The organism is Pseudomonas sp. TWI628, assembly GCF_039673865.1.
Classification (GTDB): Bacteria; Pseudomonadota; Gammaproteobacteria; order Pseudomonadales; family Pseudomonadaceae; genus Aquipseudomonas.
In genome coordinates, this window is sequence record NZ_JBDJMM010000025.1 from 1 (window position 1) to 23,171 (window position 23,171).

General features: G+C 65.3%; 19 protein-coding genes. 10 read left to right on the forward strand and 9 right to left on the reverse strand.

The window, feature by feature from the left end:
• Nucleotides 1-57: 57 nt before the first annotated feature.
• The 5 genes from ABE528_RS19385 to mnmC all read right to left on the reverse strand — a co-directional run bounded on the left by ABE528_RS19385 (nucleotide 58) and on the right by mnmC (nucleotide 7,540).
• The gene (locus tag ABE528_RS19385; protein ID WP_003252629.1) at nucleotides 58-285 is read right to left on the reverse strand and encodes a YheU family protein; all 228 of its coding nucleotides are present in this window, start codon (nucleotides 283-285) and stop codon (nucleotides 58-60) included.
• Between the two features lie 55 nt (nucleotides 286-340).
• Nucleotides 341-1,525, reverse strand: a complete 1,185-nt coding sequence (locus ABE528_RS19390) for an osmoprotectant NAGGN system M42 family peptidase (RefSeq protein ID WP_110639583.1) — start codon at nucleotides 1,523-1,525, stop codon at nucleotides 341-343.
• Nucleotides 1,526-1,588: 63 nt separating this feature from the next.
• On the reverse strand, nucleotides 1,589-3,334 hold the full coding sequence (ngg, locus tag ABE528_RS19395; protein WP_346653809.1) for an N-acetylglutaminylglutamine synthetase: 1,746 nt from the start codon (nucleotides 3,332-3,334) through the stop codon (nucleotides 1,589-1,591).
• Nucleotides 3,335-3,337: 3 nt separating this feature from the next.
• Nucleotides 3,338-5,125 (reverse strand): N-acetylglutaminylglutamine amidotransferase, encoded by a 1,788-nt coding sequence (locus tag ABE528_RS19400; RefSeq protein WP_152954204.1) that lies wholly within the window; start codon nucleotides 5,123-5,125, stop codon nucleotides 3,338-3,340.
• A gap of 447 nt (nucleotides 5,126-5,572) precedes the next feature.
• Nucleotides 5,573-7,540: a bifunctional tRNA (5-methylaminomethyl-2-thiouridine)(34)-methyltransferase MnmD/FAD-dependent 5-carboxymethylaminomethyl-2-thiouridine(34) oxidoreductase MnmC gene (gene mnmC / locus ABE528_RS19405; RefSeq protein ID WP_346653810.1), complete on the reverse strand. Its 1,968-nt coding sequence runs from the start codon at nucleotides 7,538-7,540 to the stop codon at nucleotides 5,573-5,575.
• 106 nt (nucleotides 7,541-7,646) lie between these two features.
• Between mnmC and pap the strand changes: the two genes are divergently transcribed.
• Both pap and ABE528_RS19415 read left to right on the forward strand, forming a co-directional pair.
• Entirely contained in the window at nucleotides 7,647-9,140 is a 1,494-nt protein-coding gene (gene pap, locus ABE528_RS19410; protein ID WP_152954202.1) for a polyphosphate:AMP phosphotransferase, read from the forward strand.
• A 117-nt stretch (nucleotides 9,141-9,257) separates the two neighbouring features.
• Nucleotides 9,258-10,211, forward strand: a complete 954-nt coding sequence (locus ABE528_RS19415) for a DMT family transporter (RefSeq protein WP_346653811.1) — start codon at nucleotides 9,258-9,260, stop codon at nucleotides 10,209-10,211.
• A gap of 176 nt (nucleotides 10,212-10,387) precedes the next feature.
• Here the strand turns inward: ABE528_RS19415 and ABE528_RS19420 are convergent, their stop codons facing one another.
• Nucleotides 10,388-11,782, reverse strand: a complete 1,395-nt coding sequence (locus tag ABE528_RS19420) for a class II fumarate hydratase (RefSeq protein WP_152954200.1) — start codon at nucleotides 11,780-11,782, stop codon at nucleotides 10,388-10,390.
• Nucleotides 11,783-11,937: 155 nt separating this feature from the next.
• On the opposite strand from ABE528_RS19420, the gene ABE528_RS19425 reads away from it, so the two are divergent.
• From ABE528_RS19425 to ABE528_RS19455, 7 genes are all read left to right on the forward strand, one after another.
• On the forward strand, nucleotides 11,938-12,462 hold the full coding sequence (locus ABE528_RS19425; protein WP_152954199.1) for a DUF2059 domain-containing protein: 525 nt from the start codon (nucleotides 11,938-11,940) through the stop codon (nucleotides 12,460-12,462).
• 10 nt (nucleotides 12,463-12,472) lie between these two features.
• Nucleotides 12,473-12,769: a BolA family protein gene (locus ABE528_RS19430; RefSeq protein ID WP_346653812.1), complete on the forward strand. Its 297-nt coding sequence runs from the start codon at nucleotides 12,473-12,475 to the stop codon at nucleotides 12,767-12,769.
• 109 nt (nucleotides 12,770-12,878) lie between these two features.
• Nucleotides 12,879-13,811 (forward strand): rhodanese-related sulfurtransferase, encoded by a 933-nt coding sequence (locus ABE528_RS19435; RefSeq protein WP_152954197.1) that lies wholly within the window; start codon nucleotides 12,879-12,881, stop codon nucleotides 13,809-13,811.
• Nucleotides 13,812-13,814: 3 nt separating this feature from the next.
• On the forward strand, nucleotides 13,815-14,447 hold the full coding sequence (locus ABE528_RS19440; RefSeq protein ID WP_152954196.1) for a DsbA family protein: 633 nt from the start codon (nucleotides 13,815-13,817) through the stop codon (nucleotides 14,445-14,447).
• Nucleotides 14,440-16,272 (forward strand): ABC transporter ATP-binding protein, encoded by a 1,833-nt coding sequence (locus ABE528_RS19445; RefSeq protein WP_346653813.1) that lies wholly within the window; start codon nucleotides 14,440-14,442, stop codon nucleotides 16,270-16,272. Before ABE528_RS19440 ends, ABE528_RS19445 begins: the two co-directional genes overlap by 8 nt.
• Before the next feature lie 136 nt (nucleotides 16,273-16,408).
• A complete protein-coding gene (locus ABE528_RS19450) occupies nucleotides 16,409-18,865 on the forward strand; it encodes an EAL domain-containing protein (protein ID WP_152954195.1) in 2,457 nt (818 codons plus the stop codon).
• Between the two features lie 39 nt (nucleotides 18,866-18,904).
• Complete coding sequence (locus ABE528_RS19455; protein WP_346653814.1) at nucleotides 18,905-19,690, forward strand: iron-containing redox enzyme family protein; 786 nt, start codon at nucleotides 18,905-18,907, stop codon at nucleotides 19,688-19,690.
• Between the two features lie 61 nt (nucleotides 19,691-19,751).
• Here ABE528_RS19455 and ABE528_RS19460 read toward each other — a convergent pair whose 3' ends face one another.
• The 3 genes from ABE528_RS19460 to ubiG are packed head-to-tail and all read right to left on the reverse strand — an operon-like array spanning nucleotide 19,752 to nucleotide 21,894.
• Nucleotides 19,752-20,492, reverse strand: a complete 741-nt coding sequence (locus ABE528_RS19460) for a YciK family oxidoreductase (protein ID WP_103449589.1) — start codon at nucleotides 20,490-20,492, stop codon at nucleotides 19,752-19,754.
• Nucleotides 20,493-20,521: 29 nt separating this feature from the next.
• A complete protein-coding gene (gene mupP, locus ABE528_RS19465) occupies nucleotides 20,522-21,193 on the reverse strand; it encodes an N-acetylmuramic acid 6-phosphate phosphatase MupP (RefSeq protein ID WP_152954194.1) in 672 nt (223 codons plus the stop codon).
• 2 nt (nucleotides 21,194-21,195) lie between these two features.
• Complete coding sequence (ubiG, locus tag ABE528_RS19470; protein WP_152954193.1) at nucleotides 21,196-21,894, reverse strand: bifunctional 2-polyprenyl-6-hydroxyphenol methylase/3-demethylubiquinol 3-O-methyltransferase UbiG; 699 nt, start codon at nucleotides 21,892-21,894, stop codon at nucleotides 21,196-21,198.
• A gap of 112 nt (nucleotides 21,895-22,006) precedes the next feature.
• Between ubiG and mtnA the strand changes: the two genes are divergently transcribed.
• Complete coding sequence (gene mtnA / locus ABE528_RS19475) at nucleotides 22,007-23,083, forward strand: S-methyl-5-thioribose-1-phosphate isomerase (protein ID WP_152954192.1); 1,077 nt, start codon at nucleotides 22,007-22,009, stop codon at nucleotides 23,081-23,083.
• Nucleotides 23,084-23,171: the final 88 nt, after the last annotated feature.

Here is a 23,171-nt window from a genome sequence, read left to right on the forward strand (position 1 = left end):
CCCTTATCAGCCTGTCCCGGCCTCTTCGGGGCTACCCCCGCTATGTGGCCGGGCCTGTCAGTCGAGCAGCTCGCGAGGCACGTCATGCTTGGCCAGCAACTGGCACTGTTGGCTCTCCAGGTCGAACAGGATGAACGCCTGGCCCTTGGCCAACGCCTGGCGCACCCGCAGTACACGGGTTTCCAGCGGGGTATCGTCGCCGTTGTCGGTGCCGTCGCGGGTGACGAAGTCCTCGATCAGGCGGGTCAGGGTTTCGGCTTGCAGTTGGTCGTAGGGGATCAGCATGGGCAGTGCACAGTCTTGTTCATGATGGCCTGCATGCTACGCGATTCCACGGCCATCAGCTTTTGTTTCCTACCAGGCTGTCCACGGCCGGCACCCGGGTGTCGCTCTCCATCTGCGCATCGTGCTCCAGCTGGTGGCTGAAGCGCTCCAGCGAAGCATTGGCCGGTTGCGAGTCGCTGGCGAACACCGGTGGGCTGAGCAGGTAGGCCGAAAGCAGGCGGCTGAGCGCGGCCAGGCTGTCGATATGGGTACGTTCGTAGCCATGGGTGGCATCGCAGCCGAACGCCACCAGCGCGGTGCGGATGTCATGCCCGGCGGTCACGGCCGAGTGCGCATCGCTGAAGTAATAGCGGAACAGGTCGCGGCGCACCGGCACGTCCTGGTCACCTGCCAGCTTCAGCAGGTGGCGTGACAGGTGGTAGTCATACGGCCCGGAAGAATCCTGCATGGCCACGCTCACCGCATGCTCGCTGGACGCCTGGCCGGGAGCGACCGGGGCGATGTCGATGCCGACGAACTCGCTGACGTCCCAGGGCAGGGCCGCAGCGGCACCGGAGCCGGTTTCCTCGGTGATGGTGAACAGCGGGTGGCAGTCGATCAGTGGCTGGCGACCGCTTTCCACCACCGCCTTGAGTGCGGCCAGCAGGGCTGCCACGCCGGCCTTGTCGTCCAGGTGGCGGGCGCTGATGTGGCCGCTTTCGGTGAACTCCGGCAGCGGGTCGAAGGCGACGAAGTCACCGATGGCAATGCCCAGCGCTTCACAATCGGCGCGGGTGGTGCAGTAGGCATCCAGACGTACCTCGACGTGTTCCCAGCTGATCGGCATCTGGTCGATCGCGGTGTTGAAGGCGTGCCCGCTGGCCATCAGCGGCAGCACGCTGCCACGGAATACGCCGGTGTCGGTGAACACGCTGACCCGGCTGCCCTCGGCGAAGCGGCTCGACCAGCAGCCTACCGGGGCCAGGGCCAGGCGGCCGTTGTCCTGTAGCTGGCGCACGCTGGCGCCGATGGTATCGAGGTGGGCCGAGACTGCACGGTCGGGCGAGCTCTGCCGGCCCTTGAGGGTGGCGCGGATGGTGCCGCGGCGGGTCAGTTCGAAGGGAATGCCCAGTTCGTCCAGGCGTTCGGCCACGTAGCGCACGATGGTGTCGGTGAAACCGGTCGGGCTGGGGATGGCAAGCATCTCCAGCAGGACGCGCTTCATGTAGTCGAGGTCGGGTTCGGGGAGTCGTTCAGTCATGGGTACTCCTGGGTTTCTGTGTTGGGGCCTTTGCGGGCGTGCCGCGAAGGCCCCAACACAGAGTCATGGCAAAGCCCGGCTATGCGGGAACAGCAAATCGACAAACCGCTCAGCCGTCGGCTGCGGCTCATGGTTGGCCAGGCCGGCGCGCTCGTTGGCTTCAATGATCACGTAATCCGGTTGCTCGGCGTCGCGGACCATGAAGTCCAGGCCCACCACCGGAATCTCCAGCGCCCGCGCCGCCCGTACCGCAGCATCGGCCAGCACCGGGTGCAGGCGTTCGGTGACGTCTTCCAGGGTGCCGCCGGTATGCAGGTTGGCCGTGCGTCGCACTGCCAGGCGCTGGCCGGCCGGCAGCACATCGTCGTAGCCCAGGCCAACGCCGTGCAGGGTGCGCTCGGTTTCGTCGTCCAGCGGAATGCGGCTTTCGCCCCCGGTTGCCGCCTGGCGCCGACGGCTCTGCGCCTCGATCAGCTGACGAATGCTGTGCTTGCCATCACCGATCACTTGAGCCGGGTGGCGAATCGCCGCCGCCACCACCTCATAGCCGATCACCAGAATGCGCAGGTCGCTGCCGGCATGGAAGCTCTCCAGCAGCACACGGCTGTCGAAGCGACGGGCGTTTTCCACGGCCTGGGTCACCTCCTCGATGCGGGTGAGGTTCACGGCCACCCCCTGGCCCTGTTCGCCGTCCACCGGCTTGACCACCACCGCGCCATGCTCGTCGAGAAACGCCAGGTTGTCGTCGGCATTGCCGGCCAGCTGTTGCGCCGGCACCTGCAGCCCGGCGTTGTGCAGGGCATGCCGGGTCAGGCGCTTGTCCTGGCACAGGGTCATGGTCACGGCGCTGGTCAGGTCGCTCAGCGACTCGCGGCAGCGAATCCGGCGCCCGCCCAGGCTGAGGGTGAACAGCCCGCCAGCGGCATCGTCGACGTGCACTTCGATGCCACGGCGCAAGGCCTCGTCGACGATGATGCGGGCATAGGGGTTCAGGCCGGCTTCCGGGCCAGGACCAAGGAACAGCTGCTGGTTGATGCCATTCCTGCGCTTGACCGCGAAGGTCGGCAGGTTGCGGAAACCGAGTTTCTCGTACAGGCGCTTGGCCTGGCGGTTGTCATGCAGTACCGACAGGTCGAGGTAGGCCAGGCCACGGCTCATGAAGTGCTCGACCAAGTGGCGTACCAGCACCTCGCCGACGCCCGGACGGGTGCACTGTGGGTCCACGGCCAGGCACCACAGGCTGCTGCCGTGTTCGGGGTCGTCGAACGCCTGGCTGTGGTTCAGGCCCATGACACTGCCGATCACCGCGCCGCTGTCTTCATCCTCGGCCAGCCAGTACACCGGGCCACCGAGGTGGCGCGGGGTGACCCGCTCGGGGTCGACCGGCAGCATGCCGCGCGCCTGGTACAGGGTGTTGATCGCCTGCCAGTCGCCAGGGTTCTGCGCCCGGCGCACACGGAAGCCGCGGAACACGCGCTGCGCCGGGCGGTAGTCGGTGAACCACAGGCGCAGGGTGTCGGAGGGGTCGAGGAACAGCTGCTGTGGTGCCTGGGCCAGCAGCTGCTGGGGGGCGGCCACGTACAAGGCGATGTCGCGCTCGCCGGGTCGTTCGTCCTGCAACGCGGCGGCCAGGCTGGCGGCGTCCGGGTAGGTGTGGCCGATCAACAGCCGCCCCCAGCCACAGTGCAAGGCCCGCGGCTGGTCGTGGGGCTCGCTGCCGTCGCCGGCCAGGCGCGCCTGCAGGCGCTCGTAGGACGGCGCCTGGCCGCGCAGCAGGCGCTGACCGTATGCGATCTCGTGGGCTTTCATCGGTCAGATTCCTTGTTCGCTGAGCCACAGGTTCAGGGCCGCCAGCTGCCACAGCTTGGAGCCGCGCAGTGGGGTGAGCTGGCCGTGCGGGTTGCTCAGCAGGCGGTCGAGCATGGCCGGATTGAACAGGCCACGGTCCTGGCTTGGGTCGGTCAGCAGCTCGCGCACCCAGCCCAGCGTCGCACCGTCCAGGTGCTTCAGGCCGGGCACCGGGAAGTAGCCCTTCTTGCGGTCGATCACCTCGTGCGGGATCACCCGCCGTGCGGCCTGCTTGAGTACCTGTTTGCCACCGTCAGGCAGCTTGAAGCGTGCCGGGATGCGCGCCGACAGCTCGACCAGGCGGTAGTCGAGGAACGGCGTGCGCGCCTCCAGGCCCCAGGCCATGGTCATGTTGTCGACCCGTTTGACCGGGTCGTCGACCAGCATCACCGTGCTGTCCAGGCGCAGCGCCTTGTCCACGGCATCAGGGGCGCCGGGGCGGGCGAAGTGCTCGCGGACGAAGTCGCCGGCGGCGTCGGTTTCCAGCAGCCAGGGGGCCTGGACGGTATCGCGGTATTCGTCGTGGCTGCGGTCGAAGAAGGCGCCACGGTAGGCGGCGAAGGCATCCTCGGCGCCGTCCACTTTCGGGTACCAGTGGTAGCCGGCGAACAGCTCGTCGGCGCCCTGGCCGCTCTGCACGCCCTTGCAATGCTTGGCCACTTCCCGCGACAGCAGGTAGAACGCGATGCAATCGTGGCTGACCATCGGCTCGCTCATGGCACGGAAGGCGGCCGGCAGCTGCTCGATGATCTCGTGCTCGGCGATGCGCAGCTGGTGGTGGCGGGTGCCGTAATGCTTGGCGATCAGGTCGGAATACTGGAACTCGTCACCGCGCTCGCCCCCGGCATCCTCGAAGCCGATGGAGAAGGTCGACAGGTCGTCCACGCCGACCTCGCGCAGCAGGCCGACCAGCAGGCTGGAATCGACACCGCCAGACAGCAGCACGCCGACGTCCACGGCGGCGCGCTGGCGGATCGCCACGGCATCGCGGGTGGCGTCGAGCACGCGGGTGGTCCAGCCTTCCAGATCGAGGTCGCGTTCGTCCGGGTTGGGGCCGTAATGCAGTTGCCACCAGGTCTGGCGCTCGACTTCACCGTGGCGATCGACGCGCATCCAGGTGCCGGGTTCGAGCTTCTGCACATTGGCCAGCAACGTGCGCGGCGCAGGCACTACGGCATGGAAGTTGAGGTAGTGATTGAGCGCCACCGGGTCGATCATCGGGTCGATGTCGCCGCCCTTGAGCAGCGCCGGCAGGGTCGAGGCGAAGCGCAGGCGTTCGCCGTTGCGCGACAGGTACAGTGGCTTGACGCCGAGACGGTCACGGGCCAGGAACAGGCGCTGGCTGTCACGCTCCCAGATGGCCAGGGCGAACATGCCGTTGAGCTTGGGCAGCAAGGCCGCGCCCCAGGCGTGGTAGCCCTTGAGCAACACTTCGGTGTCGCCTTCGGACCAGAAGCTGTAGCCCAGGGCCTGCAGCTCCTGGCGCAGCTCGGGGAAGTTGTAGATGGCGCCGTTGAAGGCCAGCGACAGGCCGAGGGTGTTGTCGACCATCGGCTGCGCCGAGCCGTCGGACAGGTCCATGATCTTCAGCCGGCGGTGGCCGAGGGCGATCGGGCCTTGGCTATGGAAGCCCCAGGCGTCGGGCCCACGGGGCGCCAGGTGGTGGGTGATGCGCTCTACCGCAGCCAGGTCGGCTGGGCGAGGGGCTTGGTCGATGGGGGTGAAACGTAACTCTCCTGCTAATCCGCACATAGGTCCTTACCGGTTTTTCCGTTGGGGAATGAGTGCCCCGGATTAGGGCACCCTGTAAGGAACTGACCTGTGAGGTTTGTGGGAGTTTTAGATCAATCTGTTATAACAAGGGGGAGGCCTGGAGTGTATGCCGATGAATTTGTGTGGGCATTGAGATCGAGCGCCGTCCGCGCGGCGCATCGCGAGCAAGCTCGCTCCTACATTTGTTGCAACGTGGTCATGTCTGACAGTCCCGCGTTGCCCGCCTGGGTGCAAGTCTCAAGTCAGGTGAGGCGGCATCAATGCCCACCTCAAAATCCCGTCGTGCGCACCAGGCTGACAACCATGGCCTCACAGGCATGGCCACGTTGCAACAAATGTAGGAGCGAGCTTGCTCGCGATGCGCCGCGCGGGCGGCGCTCGATTTCACAGGCGCTGCAAATCCATCGCCATACGCCCCCAGCCACCTCACTTCCCGCGAATCAGCCTGCGCAGCATGAACCGGTTCGGATGGCAGGCCTCAGCCACCACCCGTGGCAACGGCAACGGCTCACCACTGGCCCAGGCCGCAATCAACTCGCCACTCAACGGCGCGGTAATCAACCCCCGCGACCCATGCCCACTGTTCACATACAACCCGTCCAACCACGGGCACGCCACCTCCGGCACCTGCCGTGCATCCTTGCCGAGCACGGCATAAGCCTCGGCAAACAATGCCGGGTCGGCGACCGGCCCGACAATCGGCAGGTAGTCGGGGCTGGTGCAACGAAACGCCGCACGCCCCTGCAACTGCTCGGCATCGAGTGCCTCTGCACCCAGGCGCGAGGCCAGGTCGGTGGAAATCTCGTCCAGCAACGCCAGGTTGCCCTGATGCTCGGCGACCGTGGGCGTCAGGTCGTCGTTGTGGAAATCGAAACTGGCGCCCAGGGTGTGCTCATCACCCCGGGGCGGTGCGACGTAGCCATCGGCACAAACCACGGTGCGCAATGCACGGCTGGCCGGGGTGGCCGGCAGGCGGGTGATCTGCCCGCGGATACGCTTGAGTGGCAATTGCGCGCAAGGCTCGAAGCGGCGCACATCGGCAGCCCCGGCCAGCACCACCAGCGGCGCACTGGCCAGCAGCCGCTCGCCATCCCACGCCTGCCACAGGCCGTCGGCCTTGCGCAGCTCGACCACGTCCTGATGAAGTTGAACGCGAATGTTCGGGTGCTGCAGTTGCGCCTGGCACAAGGCAGGTGGGTGCACCCAGCCACCTTCGGGGTAGAACAGGCCGCCCGCAGGCAGCGCCACCCCGGCAATCGCCTCGGCCTCAGGCTGCTCCAGTGCCCGCAGCAGGCTGCTGTCGAAGGCCTCGGCAAGCTTGGCCTGGCGCTCGCCTTCCTTGCTGTCGAAGGCCAGCTGCAGTACGCCGCAAGCGTCCCAATCGCGGCCACGCTGCAACCGTTCGAGCTGGCGCCGGGTGTAGCCGAAACCGGCCAGGATCATCTGCGACAGGGCGGTACCATGGGCGGACAACTTCAGGTACAGCACGCCCTGCGGGTTGCCCGAAGCCTCCTGCGCGGGCGCCGCGTGGCGCTCCAGCACCGTCACCTGCCAGCCGCGAGCGGCCAGGCTGGCGGCGCTGGCACTGCCCGCCAGGCCGGCACCGATCACCAGTGCCTGGCGCGGGCCTGCCACGGGGGCTGGGCGGGCGTACCAGGGCGCCGCGCCGGCCGGCGATGGCTGCCCGCTGTATTCACCACTCATCACCTCCCACTTCTTGCCGATGCCTGGGATCTTCTTCATGGTGAAGCCGGCATCGATCAGCCCGCGGCGTACCCAACCGGTGGTGGTGAAGGTCCCCAACGCGGTGCCGGGGTGGGCCAGCCGTGCCAGTTGCGCGAACAGCTCGGGGGTCCACATGTCGGGGTTCTTCGCGGGCGCGAAGCCGTCGAGGAACCACACGTCGATGCTGGCGTCGAGCTGCGGCAGTTGCTCCAGTACGTCGCCGATCAGCAGGGTCAGGGTGACCCGGCCATTGTCGAAGCTGAACTGCTGGAAGCCCGGGTGGACCGCTACGTACTGCGCCAGGAACGGCTCGGTGAAGGCCGCCATCTCCGGCCACAGGCGCATGGCGCGGGCCATGTCGTCCTGGCCGAGCGGGTACTTCTCGACGCTGATGAAATGCAGGCGCGCGTCGGCATGGGCCTGCTCGGCGAACAGCTGCCAGGCGCAGAAGAAGTTCATGCCGGTGCCGAAGCCGGTCTCGCCGATCACCAGGCTGCGGTGTGGCGCCAGGTCGGCGAAGCGCTGGGCCAGGCGGGTCTGTTCGAGGAACACGTAGCGGGTTTCGTCGGTGCCTTCATTCTTGGAGAAATAGACGTCGTCGTACTGCCGCGAGTGGGGGCGGCCCTGGTCGTCCCAGTCGATCTGGGCATGCTGGAGGAGGGTGGACATGGTTGGCTCGGTTGCAGCGGATGTGCGGATTTTATGTCATCTGCCGGGTTTGCACAGGCACTGCGCAAATCCGCTAGTCTTGCTTATCCAATGAAGGAGCCAGTGCATGTTCGAATCTGCAGAAATCGGTCACAGCATCGACAAGGAAACCTACGACGCCGAAGTCCCCGCCTTGCGCGAGGCGCTGCTGGAGGCCCAGTACGAACTCAAGCAGCAGGCGCGGTTCCCGGTGATCGTGCTGATCAACGGTATCGAAGGCGCCGGCAAGGGCGAGACGGTCAAGCTGCTCAACGAGTGGATGGACCCGCGCATGATCGACGTGCTCACCTTCGACCAGCAGACCGATGAAGAACTGGCCCGGCCACCGGCCTGGCGCTACTGGCGGGCGCTGCCACCCAAAGGGCGGATGGGCGTGTTCTTCGGCAACTGGTACAGCCAGATGCTCCAGGGGCGGGTCCATGGCCAGTTCAAGGACGCCGTGCTCGACCAGGCCATCACCGGTGCCGAACGGCTTGAGCAGATGCTCTGCGACGAAGGCGCCCTGATCATCAAGTTCTGGTTCCACCTGTCCAAGAAGCAGATGAAGGCGCGCCTGAAATCGCTCAAGGACGACCCGCTGCACAGCTGGAAGATCAGCCCGCTGGACTGGCAGCAGTCGGAAACCTACGACCGTTTCGTGCGCTTCGGCGAACGCGTGCTGCGCCGCACCAGCCGCGATTACGCGCCGTGGCACATTGTCGAAGGGGTCGACCCGAACTACCGCAGCCTGGCGGTGGGGCGCATCCTGCTGGACAGCCTGCAGGCGGCGCTGGCCAACAACCCCAAGGGCAAGCACCAGGGCAACGTCGCCCCGCTGGGCCAGAGTATCGACCAGCGCAGCCTGCTCGGCGCCCTGGACATGACCTTGCGCCTGGACAAGCCCGACTATCAGGAGCAGCTGGTCAGCGAGCAGGCCCGCCTGGCCGGCCTGTTGCGTGACAAGCGCATGCGTCGGCATGCCCTGGTGGCGGTGTTCGAAGGCAACGACGCCGCCGGCAAGGGCGGTGCCATCCGCCGCGTGGCGGCAGCGCTGGACCCGCGCCAGTACCGCATCGTGCCGATTGCCGCACCCACTGAAGAAGAGCGTGCGCAGCCTTACCTGTGGCGGTTCTGGCGGCACATCCCGGCGCGCGGCAAATTCACCATCTTCGACCGCTCCTGGTATGGCCGGGTGCTGGTGGAGCGGGTGGAGGGCTTCTGCAGCCCGGCTGACTGGATGCGGGCCTACGGCGAAATCAACGACTTCGAAGAGCAATTGGTGAATGCCGGTGTGGTATTGGTCAAGTTCTGGCTGGCGATCGACCAGCAGACCCAGCTGGAGCGTTTTGAAGAGCGCGAGCAGATCCCGTTCAAGCGCTACAAGATCACCGAAGACGACTGGCGCAACCGTGAAAAATGGGACGACTACAGCCAGGCCGTGGGCGACATGGTCGACCGTACCAGCAGCGAGATCGCACCCTGGACCCTGGTCGAAGCCAACGACAAGCGCTGGGCACGGGTGAAGGTGCTGCGCACCATCAACGAAGCCATCGAGGCGGCGTTCGCCAAGGACAAGAAATGACCAGGCATGCCGTCAGGGAATGACCCGATGAATTAATTTCCCGGCTTTTTCCTCCGGCCCGGTGCTGCAAGCCCTTAGACTTCGGTTACCCCCACCACGGGCTAATTCGAGGACTGTATGCACACAACTTCCGGCCGCTGGGGCTATGGCCTGTTCCTGGCACTGCTGACCGCGCTGCTCTGGGGCATCCTGCCGATCAAGCTCAAGCAGGTATTGCAGGTGGTCGATCCGGTGACCGTTACCTGGTACCGCCTGCTGGTCTCCGGTGGCGTGCTGTTCGCCTGGCTGGCGGCCCAGCGGCGCCTGCCTTCGCTGCGCAAGCTGGCGCCCAAGGGCAGAGCCTTGGTCGCGGTGGCCGTGTTTGGGTTGATGGGCAACTACGTGTTGTACCTGATCGGCCTGAACCTGTTGAGCCCGGGCACCGCCCAGCTGGTGGTGCAGATCGGCCCGGTGCTGTTGCTGGTGGCCAGCGTGTTCGTGTTCAAGGAGCGTTTCAGCCTGGGGCAGGGCATCGGCCTGCTGGTGTTGCTGGGCGGGTTCTGCCTGTTCTTCAACCAGCGCCTGGAAGAGCTGCTGACCTCGCTGGGTGCTTACACTACCGGTGTTCTGACCATTCTCCTGGCCACCAGCATCTGGGTGTTCTATGCCCTGAGCCAGAAGCAGTTGCTGACGGTGTGGCATTCGCAGCAGGTGATGATGGTCATCTACCTGAGCTGCGCGGCCCTGCTGACGCCTTGGGTACATCCGCTGGAGGCGCTGCAATTGACCCCGGTGCAGGGTTGGCTGTTGCTGGCCTGTTGCCTGAACACCCTGGTGGCGTACGGCGCGTTTGCCGAAGCGCTGGCGCATTGGGAGGCGTCGCGGGTGAGTGCCACGCTGGCATTGACGCCGCTGGTCACCTTCGTTGCGGTGGCGCTGGCGGCTGTGGTGTGGCCGGAGTATGTCCATGCCGAGGACATCAATACCCTGGGCTATATAGGGGCGGTGACGGTGGTGGCGGGGTCGACCCTGGTGGCCCTGGGGCCTTCGCTGGTGGCCGGGTGGAAGGCCAGAAGGGCGCGCCTGGCATAAGACTACGCGCTCCAACTGGCGTGCGCTGTCCTTGTGGGAGCCGCGCTTGCCGGCGATGGGCCGCGAAGCGGCCCCACGATTTCAAGATTGCTGCATAAATCGCCGGGGCCGCTTTGCGGCCCATCGCCGGCAAGCGCGGCTCCCACAAGGAATCGCGCCAGCTTCAAGAAACCGAATCAGCCCTTGCCACCGGGCGCCAGCATGTTCTCCGGCCTCACCCACTGGTCGAACTGCTCATTGGTCAGGTACTTCAGCTCCAGCGCTGCTTCGCGCAAGGTCTTGCCCTCGCTGTAGGCCTTCTTGGCAATCTCCGCCGCCTTGTCATAGCCAATGTGCGGGTTTAGCGCCGTCACCAGCATCAGCCCGCGCTCCAGGTGCGCCGCCATCTGCCCGGCATCCGGCTCGATCCCGGCCACGCAATGCTGCTGGAAGTTGCGGCAGCCATCGGCCAGCAGCTCGATCGACTGCAGCAGGTTATGGATGATCACCGGCTTGAACACGTTCAGCTGCAGGTGCCCCTGGCTGGCGGCAAAGCCGATGGCCGCGTCGTTGCCCAGTACCTGGCAGGCCAGCATCGACAGCGCCTCGCACTGGGTCGGGTTGACCTTGCCGGGCATGATCGAGCTGCCCGGCTCGTTGGCCGGCAGGCGCACTTCGGCCAGCCCCGCACGCGGGCCGGAACCGAGCAGGCGCAGGTCGTTGGCGATCTTCATCAGCGCCACCGCCAGGGTCTTCAGTGCACCGGCCAGGCTGGTCAGCGGCTCATGGCCGGCGAGGGCGGCGAACTTGTTGGGGGCCGTAATGAAGGGCAGGCCGGAGAGGGCAGCCAGCTCGGCCGCCACGGCTTCGGCAAAACCATGCGGGGCGTTGAGCCCGGTGCCCACGGCCGTACCGCCCTGGGCCAGCTCGCACACCGCCGGCAAGGTGGCGCGGATGGCGCGCTGGGCGTAGTCGAGCTGGGCGACGAAGGCCGACACCTCCTGGCCGAAGGTGATCGGCGTGGCGTCCATCATGTGCGTGCGGCCGGTCTTGACCAGCTTGCCGTGGCGCGCCGACAGCTCGGCCAGGCCCGACGACAGCTCGGCTATCGCCGGCAGCAGCTTGTCGTGCACGGCCTGGGCGGCGGCGATGTGCATGGCGGTGGGGAAGCAGTCGTTGGAGCTCTGCGAGCGGTTGACGTGATCATTGGGGTGCACTGGCGCCTTGCCACCACGGCCCTTGCCGGCCAGCTCGTTGGCGCGCCCGGCGATCACCTCGTTGACGTTCATGTTGCTCTGGGTGCCGCTGCCGGTCTGCCAGACGACCAGCGGGAACTGGTCGTCATGCTCGCCATCGAGCACTTCGTCGGCGGCCTGTTCGATCAGGCGGGCGATGTCGGCGGGCAGGTCGCCGTTGCGGTCGTTGACCCGCGCGGCGGCTTTCTTGATGAGTGCCAGGGCGTGCAGCACCGCGAGCGGCATGCGTTCCTTGCCAATGGCAAAGTTGATCAGCGAGCGCTGGGTCTGCGCGCCCCAGTAGGCGTCCTCAGGAACTTCGACCGGGCCCAGGCTGTCTGTCTCGATACGGCTCATGCTGCGTTCACTCCTTTGTCAGTCAGAATCAGCAGTTTAGGCCCTCATGCGTTCGAGCGGTTCATTCCCTCGTCGTGCCACTTGAGCGCTGCGCCCCTGCGGGAGCAGAATGCTCTACTCTGAGGTACCGCCTCCCCCTCCTTGAAGGAAATGCAATGACCCGTCTCCGTGTCCTCTGTGCTGCCGTTGCCCTGGCCTGTGCCAGCGGCCAGGTACTCGCTGCCACTCCTAGCCACAACGCTGCCGCCGAGAAATTCCTGACCCTGGCCAATGCCGACAAACTGGGCACTCCGGTGTACATGCAGGTCCAGCAGATGTTCGCCCAGCGTTTCGCCCAGACCAAGGCCCCGGCCTCCAAGCAGCCGGTGCTCGAGAGCTACCAGGCCAAGGCCAACGCCGCCCTGGACAATGCCATCGGCTGGAACAAGCTGAAGCCGAAGATGGTCGACCTGTACACCCAGACATTCACCGAGCAGGAGCTCAAGGACCTGGTCAAGTTCTACGAGTCGCCGCTGGGCAAGAAAGTCCTGCGTGAAATGCCCAAGGTCACCCAGCAGTCGGCCCAGCTGACCCAGACCAGCCTGGAACCGGCTGTACCGGTGGTCAACAAGCTGCTCGACGACATGACCAAGGAGCTGGACCCGAACGCTGGCAAGGCCGCCGCCCCGGCCAAGAAGTGAGTAACACCCGATGAGCATGCAGCAACGCATCGAGCAGCAACTGGCCGCGCTGGCCCCGCAACACCTTGAAGTGCTCAACGAAAGCCACATGCACAGCCGTGGCCAGGAGACCCACTACAAGGCGGTGATTGTCAGCGAGCAGTTCGCCGGGCTCAACAGCGTCAAGCGCCACCAGAAGGTCTACGCCAGCATGGGTGAGCTGATGGGCGAGATCCATGCCCTGGCGATTCACACCTACACGGCCGAAGAGTGGGCCAGGGTGGGCGTGGCGCCGGCCTCACCGGTGTGTGCTGGCGGCGGGCACTGAATCCTTTCCGGCATTCTGGTAGACTGCACAACGCGCCGCTTGTCGGCGCGTTTTTATTTGTCATTCCGGTCCGCCCCTTACGAGGGTGACCACCTGGAGAACCGATTTCATGTCCCAAGCTATCGTCGTGGCGGCGCTGTACAAGTTCGTCACCCTGGAAGACTACGTCGAGCTGCGTGAGCCACTGCTCAAGGCCATGCTCGACAACGGCGTCAAAGGCACCTTGCTGCTGGCTCAAGAAGGCATCAATGGCACCGTTTCGGCCACCCGCGAAGGCATCGACGGCCTGCTCGCCTGGCTGCGCAACGACCCGCGCCTGGTCGATGTCGACCACAAGGAATCCTACTGCGACGAGCAGCCGTTCTACCGCACCAAGGTCAAGCTCAAGAAAGAGATCGTCACCCTCGGTGTGCCGGGCGTCGACCCGAACCAGGCCGTCGGCACCTATGTCGAGCCCAAGGACTGGAACGCCCTGATCAGCGACCCGGAAGTACTGCTGATCGATACCCGCAACGACTACGAAGTGGCCATCGGCACCTTCAAGGGCGCCATCGACCCGAAGACCGAGACCTTCCGCGAGTTCCCCGAGTACATCAAGGCCAACTTCGACCCGAGCAAGCACAAGAAGGTCGCGATGTTCTGCACCGGCGGCATCCGTTGCGAAAAAGCTTCCAGCTACATGCTCGGTGAAGGCTTCGAGGAGGTCTATCATCTTAAGGGTGGCGTCCTGAAATACTTCGAGGAAGTGCCTCAGGAAGAAAGCCTCTGGGACGGCGACTGCTTCGTCTTCGACAACCGCGTCACGGTGCGCCATGACCTGAGCGAAGGCGAGTACGACCAGTGCCATGCCTGCCGCCACCCGGTCGATGCCAAGGACCGCGAGTCCGAGCACTATTCGCCAGGCGTGAGCTGCCCGCATTGCTGGGACACCCTGAGCGAGAAGACCCGGCGCAGCGCCATCGACCGGCAGAAGCAGATCGAGCTGGCCAAGGCCCGCAACCAGCCGCACCCGATTGGTTACAACTACAAAGCCGAGGCTTGAGCCATGACCGCCCGCCTGATCTATGTGATGGACCCGATGTGCTCCTGGTGCTGGGGTTTCGCGCCAGTGGCCGCGGCGCTGATCGCACAGGCCGCCGAGGCGGGCGTCAGCACTCGCCTGGTGCCGGGCGGCCTGCGCAGCGGCGGCAGCGCGCTGGATGCTTCGACCCGCAAGTACATCCTCGAGCACTGGCAGGCGGTGGCCGAGGCCACCGGGCAACCGTTCCGTTTCGAGGGCGCCATGCCTGACGGCTTTGTCTACGACACCGAGCCGGCCTGCCGCGCCCTGGTCACTGCCCGCGAGCTGGATGCCGAGCGTGTCTGGCCGCTGCTGGCGCTGATCCAGCGTTCGTTCTACGAGCAGGGCGTGGATGTCACCCGTGCCCCGCAACTGGTCGAGCTGGCCGAACAGGCCGGCTTCGACCGCGAGCGCTTCGCCCAGCAGTTCGCCAGCCATGACATCCGCGCCGCCACCAGCGCGGACTTCAGCTGGGTGCAGGACCTCGGCATCGCCGGCTTCCCGACCCTGCTGGCCGAGCGCAACGGCCAACTGGCCTTGCTGACCAACGGCTACCAGCCGCTGGACAGCCTGCAACCCCTGCTTGGCCGCTGGCTACAGCAGGCCGTCTGTGCTTGATCTGCCAGGGTCGCCAGACCCTGTGCCAGGGAAGCCCGCCGCTGCGCCCGATCGCCTGAGCTGGGCGGAAATCCGCCGCCTGGCCCTGCATCACAAGAAAAACCTCTGGACCGCCAATCTGGTTGCCGTACTGGCGGCCTGCTGCGCCGTGCCGATCCCGTTGCTGCTGCCGTTGCTGGTCGACGAAGTGCTGCTGGGCCACGGCGACGCCGCGCTGAAATGGATGAACCAACTGCTGCCGAGCGGCTGGCAAGTGGCGGCCGGCTACATCGGCCTGATGCTGGCGGCTACGCTGTGCCTGCGCCTGGCGGCTCTGGCCTTCAACGTGGTGCAGGCCAAGCTGTTCGCCGGGCTGGCCAAGGACATCGTCTACCGCCTGCGCATTCGCCTGATCGAGCGCCTCAAGCGCATCTCGCTCAAGGAATACGAAAGCCTCGGCAGCGGCACCGTGACCACGCACCTGGTCACCGACCTGGATACCCTCGACAAGTTCGTCGGCGAGACCCTGAGCCGCTTCCTGGTGGCCATGCTGACCCTCACCGGCACGGCGGCGATCCTGCTCTGGATGCACTGGAAGCTGGCGTTGCTGATCCTGTTGTTCAACCCGCTGGTGATCTACTTCACCGTGCAGTTGGGCAAACGCGTCAAACACCTGAAAAAACTCGAGAACGACAGCACCTCGCGCTTTACCCAGGCGCTGTCGGAAACCCTGGATGCCATCCAGGAAATCCGTGCCGGCAATCGCCAGGGCTACTTCCTCGGCCGCCTCGGCCTGCGGGCCCGTGAAGTACGCGACTATGCCGTGGAGTCGCAATGGAAGAGCGATGCCAGTGGCCGCGCCAGTGGCCTGCTGTTCCAGTTCGGCATCGATATTTTCCGTGCGGCGGCGATGTTGACCGTGCTGTTCTCCGACCTGTCGATCGGGCAGATGCTGGCGGTGTTCAGCTACCTGTGGTTCATGATCGGCCCGGTGGAGCAGTTGCTCAACCTGCAATATGCCTACTACGCCGCCGGCGGTGCGCTGAGCCGGCTCAACGAGCTGCTGTCGCGTGCTGACGAGCCGCAGTACCCGGCCGCCAGCGACCCGTTCGCCGGCCGCGAGACGGTGGGCATCGAGGTGCGCGACCTGCGCTTCGCCTACGCCGACGAGCCGGTGCTGGACCAGCTGAACCTGGCCATCGCTCCCGGTGAGAAGGTGGCCATCGTTGGCGCCAGTGGTGGCGGCAAGAGCACCCTGGTGCAATTGCTGCTGGGCCTGTACAGCGCTCAGGCCGGGACCATCCGCTTTGGCGGTGCCAGCCTGCAGGAAATCGGCCTTGAGACACTGCGCGAAAACGTCGCGGTGGTGCTGCAGCACCCATCGCTGTTCAACGACAGTGTGCGCGCCAACCTGACCATGGGCCGTGACTGCGGCGACGAAGCCTGCTGGCAGGCCCTGCGCATCGCCCAGCTGGACGCCACCATCGCCGCCTTGCCGCAAGGGCTGGACAGCGTGGTTGGCCGTTCGGGGGTGCGCCTGTCCGGTGGCCAGCGCCAGCGCCTGGCGATTGCCCGCATGGTTCTGGCCGAGCCCAAGGTGGTGATTCTCGATGAGGCCACCTCGGCGCTGGATGCCGCCACCGAGTACAACCTGCACCAGGCACTGGCGCGCTTCCTCAGCGGCCGGACCACGCTGATCATTGCGCACCGGCTGTCGGCGGTGAAGCAGGCCGACCGGGTACTGGTATTCGACGGTGGCCACGTGGCCGAGGATGGCGACCATCAGCAGCTGATAGCCGAGGGTGGGCTGTATGCCAAGTTGTATGGGCATTTGCAGCAGACCTGACAATGCCCCTGGATTGCTCCTGCTCAAACTCCCCAACGTTGCCGGCGTAAATTCCCCTCCACTTAGATGGCAAATGGCCTACGCTGTGCTTGTCTGGGTTGATTCAAAGTCTTATCTGCTCTGCGACAGGGACTAAATGAAGGGAAATCGCACTCAAGAAGCGCCAAGGTTGGTAGGTATCATCTGGCCCTTCATCGCCGTCGTCGTGTTCCAGGTGATGCTGGGTAGCCTCAGCCTTTATACATTGTCGGCGGTTCGTGCCTACGTGGCCGGTGAAAGCCTTTGGTCCAAGGCCCAGAAAGACGCCATCTATTACCTCAACCTGTATGCCGATGACCGAGACGAGCGCACCTATCAGCGCTATCGCCAGGCCATGGCCGTGCCCCAGGGCGACCACGAGCTGCGAGAGCTGCTCGACCAGGCCAGCCCGGACCTGGAAGGCGCCCGCCAGGCCGTGCTGCAGGGCGGCAACCACCCGGACGATGTCGACCGGATCATCTGGTTCTACCGTAATTTCCGCCAGGTCAGCTACATGCAGACGGCGATCGACTACTGGAACATCGGCGATGACTACCTGATCAAGCTCGATATGCTGGCCAGCGAAATGCACTCTGGTTTCGCTGCAGGGCAGGTCAACGCGGCCCAGCTCGATGACTGGAAAAACCGCATCGTTGCGATCAACGAAGGCGTCACGCCCGCCGCCAAGGCCTTCAGTGATGCCTTGGGCGAAGGCTCGCGGATGCTGCTGCGGGTGCTGCTGGTCACCAACCTGCTGACCGCGCTGTTCCTCATCACCATTGCCTGGCGCCGTTCGAGCAAGCTGCTGGCCCAGCGCCAGGCCTTCGCCAATGCCCTGCGGGAAGAGAAGGAGCGGGCGCAGATCACCCTTGAGTCGATTGGCGACGCAGTGATCACCGCCGATGTCGAGGGCAATATCGGTTACATGAACCCTGCTGCCGAGCAGCTGACCCACTGGCAGTCCGGCCAGGCGCTGGGCTTGCCGCTGGGGGCGCTGTTCAGCCTGCTCGACGACCAGGAAGAGGGCGAATGCTGCTCGCTGGTCGAGCAGGTGCTCAGTGGCAGCCTCAAGGGCGGCGCCGAGCATGCCCGGCTGATTCAGCGCCTGGATGGCAGCACGGTGTCGGTCAACCTGGTTGGCTCGCCGATCATCAACAACGACCAGGTGGCCGGTATCGTGCTGGTGCTGCACGACATGACCCAGGAGCGCCAGTACATCGCCAACCTGTCGTGGCAGGCCACCCATGACGCCTTGACCGGCCTGGCCAACCGCCGCGAATTCGAATACCGCCTGGAACAGGCGCTCAATGGCCTGGTGCGCCAGGCCGGGCGACATTCGCTGATGTTCCTCGACCTCGATCAGTTCAAACTGGTCAACGACACCAGCGGCCATGCGGCAGGTGACGAGCTGCTCAGGCACATCTGTGCGGTGCTGCAGTCAGGGTTGCGCGAAGGCGACACCCTGGCGCGCCTGGGCGGCGATGAATTTGGCGTGCTGCTGGAGAACTGCCCGGCCGAACAGTCCGAGCGCATCGCCGAGAACCTGCGCCAGGCCGTGCAGAGCCTGCACTTCGTGTGGAAGGGCAGGCCGTTCGTGACCACTGTCAGTATCGGCCTGGTGCACATTGCGCAGGCACCCGGCACGCTGGAGGCCTCGTTGCGGGCTGCCGACATGGCCTGCTACATGGCCAAGGAAAAGGGCCGTAACCGGGTGCAGGTTTACCACGCCGACGACAGCGAGCTGTCCATGCGCTTTGGCGAAATGGCCTGGATCCAGCGCCTGCATGTTGCCCTGGAGGAAAACCGCTTCTGCCTCTATTGCCAGGAAATCGCCGCGCTGAAGACCATCGAAGGCCCCGGCCATATCGAGATCCTGCTGCGCCTGCATGATGAAAGCGGCCGCACCATCCTTCCGGACAGTTTCATCCCGGCCGCCGAGCGCTACGGCCTGATGACGGCGCTTGACCGCTGGGTGGTGCGCAATGTGTTTCAGGTCATCCGCCAGTGCCTGGACGAAGAGCGGGACGGGCCGCTGGCCATGTGTGCAATCAACCTTTCGGGCACCAGCATCGGCGACGACAAGTTCCTCGACTACCTGCAGCGGTTGTTCGTCGAGTATGCCATTCCGCCCCGGATGATCTGCTTCGAGATCACCGAAACCAGCGCCATTGCCAACCTCGGCAGTGCCATCCGTTTCATCAACGAATTGAAAGGGCTGGGTTGCAAGTTCTCGCTGGACGACTTCTGCGCCGGAATGTCGTCATTCGCCTATTTGAAACATTTACCTGTCGACTTCTTGAAGATCGACGGAAGTTTTGTCAAAGATATGCTCGACGACCCGGTCAACCGTGCCATGGTCGAGGTGATCAATCACATCGGCCACGTCATGGGCAAGCGGACCATCGCCGAGTTCGTCGAAACACCGTTGATCGAGCAGGCCTTGCAGGAGATCGGCGTGGATTACGCCCAGGGCTATCTGATTGAACGACCGCAGGTGTTCACCTGCGACAGTCTGCAGCGCCAACGGATTGCTGCGCGGCCCTTGCTGCATCGGGCGCCCGGTACTTTTCGCTGAAAACACGTCCGCTAAATCACAAGGATCAAGGAGCTGAAAGTGATTGATGCATTCGTACGTATCGGGCCCTTGATGGACCCGGCCAGTTACCCCCAGTGGGCCCAGCAACTGATCGAGGATTGCCGTGAAAGCAAGCGCCGGGTGGTCGAACACGCGTTCTACCAGCGCCTGCGTGATGGCCAGTTGCGCCAGTCGACCATTCGCCAGTACCTGATCGGTGGCTGGCCGGTGGTCGAACAGTTTTCCCTGTACATGGCCCATAACCTGACCAAGACCCGCTATGCCCGCCACCCCGGCGAGGACATGGCGCGGCGTTGGCTGATGCGCAACATCCGCGTCGAGCTCAACCATGCCGACTACTGGGTCAACTGGTGCCAGGCCCATGGCGTGCATCTGCATGATCTGCAGGCGCAGGATGTACCGCCAGAGCTGAACGGGCTGAACGACTGGTGCTGGCGTGTGTGCACCACCGAGTCGCTGGCGATTGCCATGGCGGCGACCAACTATGCGATCGAGGGGGCGACCGGCGAGTGGTCGGCGGTGGTGTGCGCCGAGGACACCTATGCCATGGGCTTCCCGGAGGACCAGCGCAAGCGGGCGATGAAGTGGTTGAAGATGCATGCCCAGTACGATGATGCGCACCCGTGGGAGGCGTTGGAGATCATCTGCACGCTGGCGGGCGAGAACCCGACCCTGGGGCTGCGCAACGAGCTGCGCAAGGCGATCTGCAAGAGCTATGACTGCATGTACCTGTTCCTGGAGCGGTGCATGCAACTGGAAGCGCGCCAGCAAGGGCGCATGCGCCCGGCCTTGGCCGCTGGCTGAGTCCTGTCCTGGCCTCTTCGCGGGTAAGCCCGCGAAGAGGCCGGAACAGGCGACACAAGGCTCACTGGGCGTTGAGCGCCTGCCCGTTCACATCTTTGCTATCCGGCCCCATCAGGTACAGATAGACCGGCATGATTTCTTCCGGCAGCGGGTTGTTCTGCGGATTCTCGCTCGGATACGCCTGTGCCCGCATCGCCGTGCGCGTGGCGCCCGGGTTGATGCTGTTGGAGCGTACCGGCGCCACGCCTTCCAGCTCGTCGGCCAGGGTCTGCATCAGCCCTTCGGTGGCGAACTTCGACACCCCGTAGGCACCCCAGTAGGCCCGGCCCTTGCGCCCGACGCTGCTGGAGGTGAACACCACCGAGGCGTCCTCCGACAGCTTGAGCAGCGGCAGCAGGGTGCTGGTGAGCATGAAGGTGGCATTGACGTTGATGTGCATCACGCGCATGAAGTTGTCGCCCGACAGCTGCTCCAGTGGTGTGCGCGGGCCGATGATCGAGGCGTTGTTGAGCAGGCCGTCGAGGCGGCCGAACTGCTCCTCGATCATCACCGCCAGCTCGTCGTACTGGTGCGGCAGGGCGGTTTCCAGGTTGAACGGGATCACCACGGGCTGCGGGTGGCCGGCGGCCTCGATCTGGTCGTAGACCTCGTTGAGGTTGGCTTCGGTCTTGCCCAGCAGCAGCACGGTGGCGCCCAGGGCGGCATAGGCCTTGGCGGCTGCGGCACCGATGCCGCGGCCGGCGCCGGTGACCAGGATGACGCGGCCGGCGAGCAGGCCGGGGCGGGCGGTGTAGTCGAACATGTCAGGTGTCCTTGTAGAGCCTGGGGAGGTCAGCAGCCGCACAGGGCGCTGTCGATCACCTTGCGCAGTTCCAGCGGGTGGTCCACCACCACATCGGCGCCCCAGTTGTTCGGGTTGTCCTCTGGATGAATATAGCCGTAGCGCACCGCGGCCGTACGGGTGCCGGCGTCGCGGCCAGACTCGATGTCGCGCAGGTCGTCACCGACGAACAGCACGCTGGCCGGGTCCAGGTCCAGGGTCTTGCAGGCGAGGATCAGCGGCTCCGGGTCGGGCTTGCTGTTCTTCACGTGGTCCGGGCAGATCAGCAGTGCCGAACGCTCGGCCAGGCCCAGCTGCTGCATGATCGGCTCGGCGAAGCGCACCGGCTTGTTGGTCACCACGCCCCACAGCAGGTTGCCCTTTTCGATGTCGGCCAGCAGCTCGCCCATGCCGTCGAACAGCTTGCTGTGCACCGCGCAGTCACGCTGGTAGCGCTCGAGGAACTCCAGGCGCAGGGCCTCGAAGCCTTCGGCCTCGGGGGCCATGGCGAAGGTTGCCGCCACCATGGCGCGGGCGCCGCCGGAGATCACGTCGCGGATCAGCTGGTCATCGATGCTCGGCAGGCCGCGCTCGGCGAGCATGGCCTGGCAGATGGCGATGAAGTCCGGCGCCGTGTCGAGCAGGGTGCCGTCCATGTCGAAAAGTACTGCTCGCAAACGCATGCTCATTCCTCGCGCAGGGTCTGGATCATGTAGTTGACGTCAACGTCGCTGCTAAGCTTGTAGTGCTTGGTCAGCGGGTTGTAGGTCAGGCCGATGATGTCCTTGACCGCAAGGCCGGCGACACGGCTCCAGGCGCCGAGCTCGGACGGGCGGATGAACTTCTTGAAGTCGTGGGTGCCGCGCGGCAGCATCTTGAGGATGTACTCGGCGCCGACGATGGCCAGCAGGTAGGCCTTGGGGTTGCGGTTGATGGTCGAGAAGAACACCTGGCCGCCAGGCTTGACCATGCGGTAGCAGGCGCGGATCACCGAGGACGGGTCGGGCACGTGTTCGAGCATCTCCAGGCAGGTGACCACGTCGAACTGCTCGGGCATCTCTTCGGCCAGGGCCTCGGCGGTGATCTGCCGGTACTCGACCTCGACGCCCGACTCCAGTTGGTGCAGCTGGGCAACGGCCAATGGCGCTTCGCCCATGTCGATACCGGTGACGGTGGCGCCGCGCAAGGCCATGGCCTCGCTGAGGATGCCGCCGCCGCAGCCAACGTCCAGCACCTTCTTGCCCGCCAGGCCGACGCGCTCGTCGATCCAGTTGACGCGCAGCGGGTTGATGTCGTGCAGCGGCTTGAACTCGCTTTCGCGGTCCCACCAGCGGTGGGCCAAGGCTTCGAACTTGGCGATTTCGGCGTGGTCGACGTTGCTCATTGAACAATCCTCTGGAACTTGCACTTCAAATGGGGCGCAGTATACCCGAGCGTCTGCGGCCGAGGGTCGCTATAATCGCCGGCTTTTGATATCCGAACGACGGGGAGAGGCAATGCGCGAGCGACTTTTGGCGGCGGAGAAGGTGACCGGGATGCGCTGGCAAGGCGGCGCCCTGCACCTGCTCGACCAGCGCCTGCTGCCGTCGGAAGAACGCTGGCTGACCTGCGACAATGTCGCGCAGGTGGTGGCGGCGATCCGCGACATGGCCGTGCGCGGTGCCGCCGCCATTGGCATTGCTGCGGCCTATGGGCTGGTGCTGGCCCTGGAAGAGCGCCTGGCCCAGGGTGGCGACTGGGAAATGGACCTGGAAGAGGACTTCCTCAGCCTGGCCGAAGCCCGGCCTACCGCGGCCAACCTGTTCTGGGCGCTGAACCGCATGCGCGAGCGCCTGCTGCGTGTGCGTGGCGAAGAGGACGTGCTGGCCGCACTGGAAGCCGAAGCGATTGCCATCCATGAAAGTGACCGCGAAGCCAACCTGACCATGGCCCAGCACGGTATCGAACTGATCCGTCGCCATCAGGGCAATGAGCAGACCTTGCTGACTTACGGCAACGCCGGCGCCCTGGCCAGTGGCGGTATCGGCACGGCCCTGGGGGTGATTCGCGCCGGTTATCTGGAGGGGATGGTCGAGCGGGTGTATGCCGGTGAGACCCGCCCTTGGCTACAGGGCTCGCGCCTGACGGCCTGGGAGCTGGCCAAAGAGGGCATCCCGGTGACCTTGTGCGCCGATTCGGCGCTGGCTCACCTGATGAAGACCAAAGGGATCACCTGGGTGGTGGTTGGCGCCGACTGCATTGCTGCCAATGGCGATGTGGCGAGCAAGATCGGCACTTACCAGCTGGCCGTCAGCGCCATGCACCACGGCGTGCGCTTCATGGTGGTGGCGCCGAGCACCAGCATCGACCTCAACCTGGCCAGCGGTGAGGACATTCCGCTGGAAGAGCGTGAGGCTGATGAGTTGCTGGACTATGCCGGTACCCGTGTGGCGCCGCAGGTAGAGGCCTTCAACCCGGTATTCGACGTGACCCCGGCCGACCTGATCGACGTGATCGTCACCGAGCGCGGCATCGTCGAGCGGCCGGATACCGCCAAGCTGGCCCAGTTGATGTGTCGCAAGCGGTTGCATTGATTGGGGGGTAGGGCGGGGGAATTACTGCGCTTGTGAGACCGAGCGCCGCCCGCGCGGCGCATCGCGAGCAAGCTCGCTCCTACATTTG

Coding starts and splice junctions, on each gene's coding strand:
- ABE528_RS19435 (WP_152954197.1), top strand. CDS start 12,879: ATGTCCCAAGCTATCGTCGTGGCGGCGCTGTACAAGTTCGTCACCCTG.
- ABE528_RS19415 (WP_346653811.1), top strand. CDS start 9,258: ATGCACACAACTTCCGGCCGCTGGGGCTATGGCCTGTTCCTGGCACTG.
- ABE528_RS19425 (WP_152954199.1), top strand. CDS start 11,938: ATGACCCGTCTCCGTGTCCTCTGTGCTGCCGTTGCCCTGGCCTGTGCC.
- mtnA (WP_152954192.1), top strand. CDS start 22,007: ATGCGCGAGCGACTTTTGGCGGCGGAGAAGGTGACCGGGATGCGCTGG.
- ABE528_RS19450 (WP_152954195.1), top strand. CDS start 16,409: ATGAAGGGAAATCGCACTCAAGAAGCGCCAAGGTTGGTAGGTATCATC.
- ABE528_RS19440 (WP_152954196.1), top strand. CDS start 13,815: ATGACCGCCCGCCTGATCTATGTGATGGACCCGATGTGCTCCTGGTGC.
- ABE528_RS19400 (WP_152954204.1), bottom strand. CDS start 5,125: ATGTGCGGATTAGCAGGAGAGTTACGTTTCACCCCCATCGACCAAGCC.
- ABE528_RS19390 (WP_110639583.1), bottom strand. CDS start 1,525: ATGACTGAACGACTCCCCGAACCCGACCTCGACTACATGAAGCGCGTC.
- ABE528_RS19460 (WP_103449589.1), bottom strand. CDS start 20,492: ATGTTCGACTACACCGCCCGCCCCGGCCTGCTCGCCGGCCGCGTCATC.
- ABE528_RS19420 (WP_152954200.1), bottom strand. CDS start 11,782: ATGAGCCGTATCGAGACAGACAGCCTGGGCCCGGTCGAAGTTCCTGAG.
- ubiG (WP_152954193.1), bottom strand. CDS start 21,894: ATGAGCAACGTCGACCACGCCGAAATCGCCAAGTTCGAAGCCTTGGCC.
- ABE528_RS19385 (WP_003252629.1), bottom strand. CDS start 285: ATGCTGATCCCCTACGACCAACTGCAAGCCGAAACCCTGACCCGCCTG.
- pap (WP_152954202.1), top strand. CDS start 7,647: ATGTTCGAATCTGCAGAAATCGGTCACAGCATCGACAAGGAAACCTAC.
- ngg (WP_346653809.1), bottom strand. CDS start 3,334: ATGAAAGCCCACGAGATCGCATACGGTCAGCGCCTGCTGCGCGGCCAG.
- ABE528_RS19430 (WP_346653812.1), top strand. CDS start 12,473: ATGAGCATGCAGCAACGCATCGAGCAGCAACTGGCCGCGCTGGCCCCG.
- mupP (WP_152954194.1), bottom strand. CDS start 21,193: ATGCGTTTGCGAGCAGTACTTTTCGACATGGACGGCACCCTGCTCGAC.
- mnmC (WP_346653810.1), bottom strand. CDS start 7,540: ATGTCCACCCTCCTCCAGCATGCCCAGATCGACTGGGACGACCAGGGC.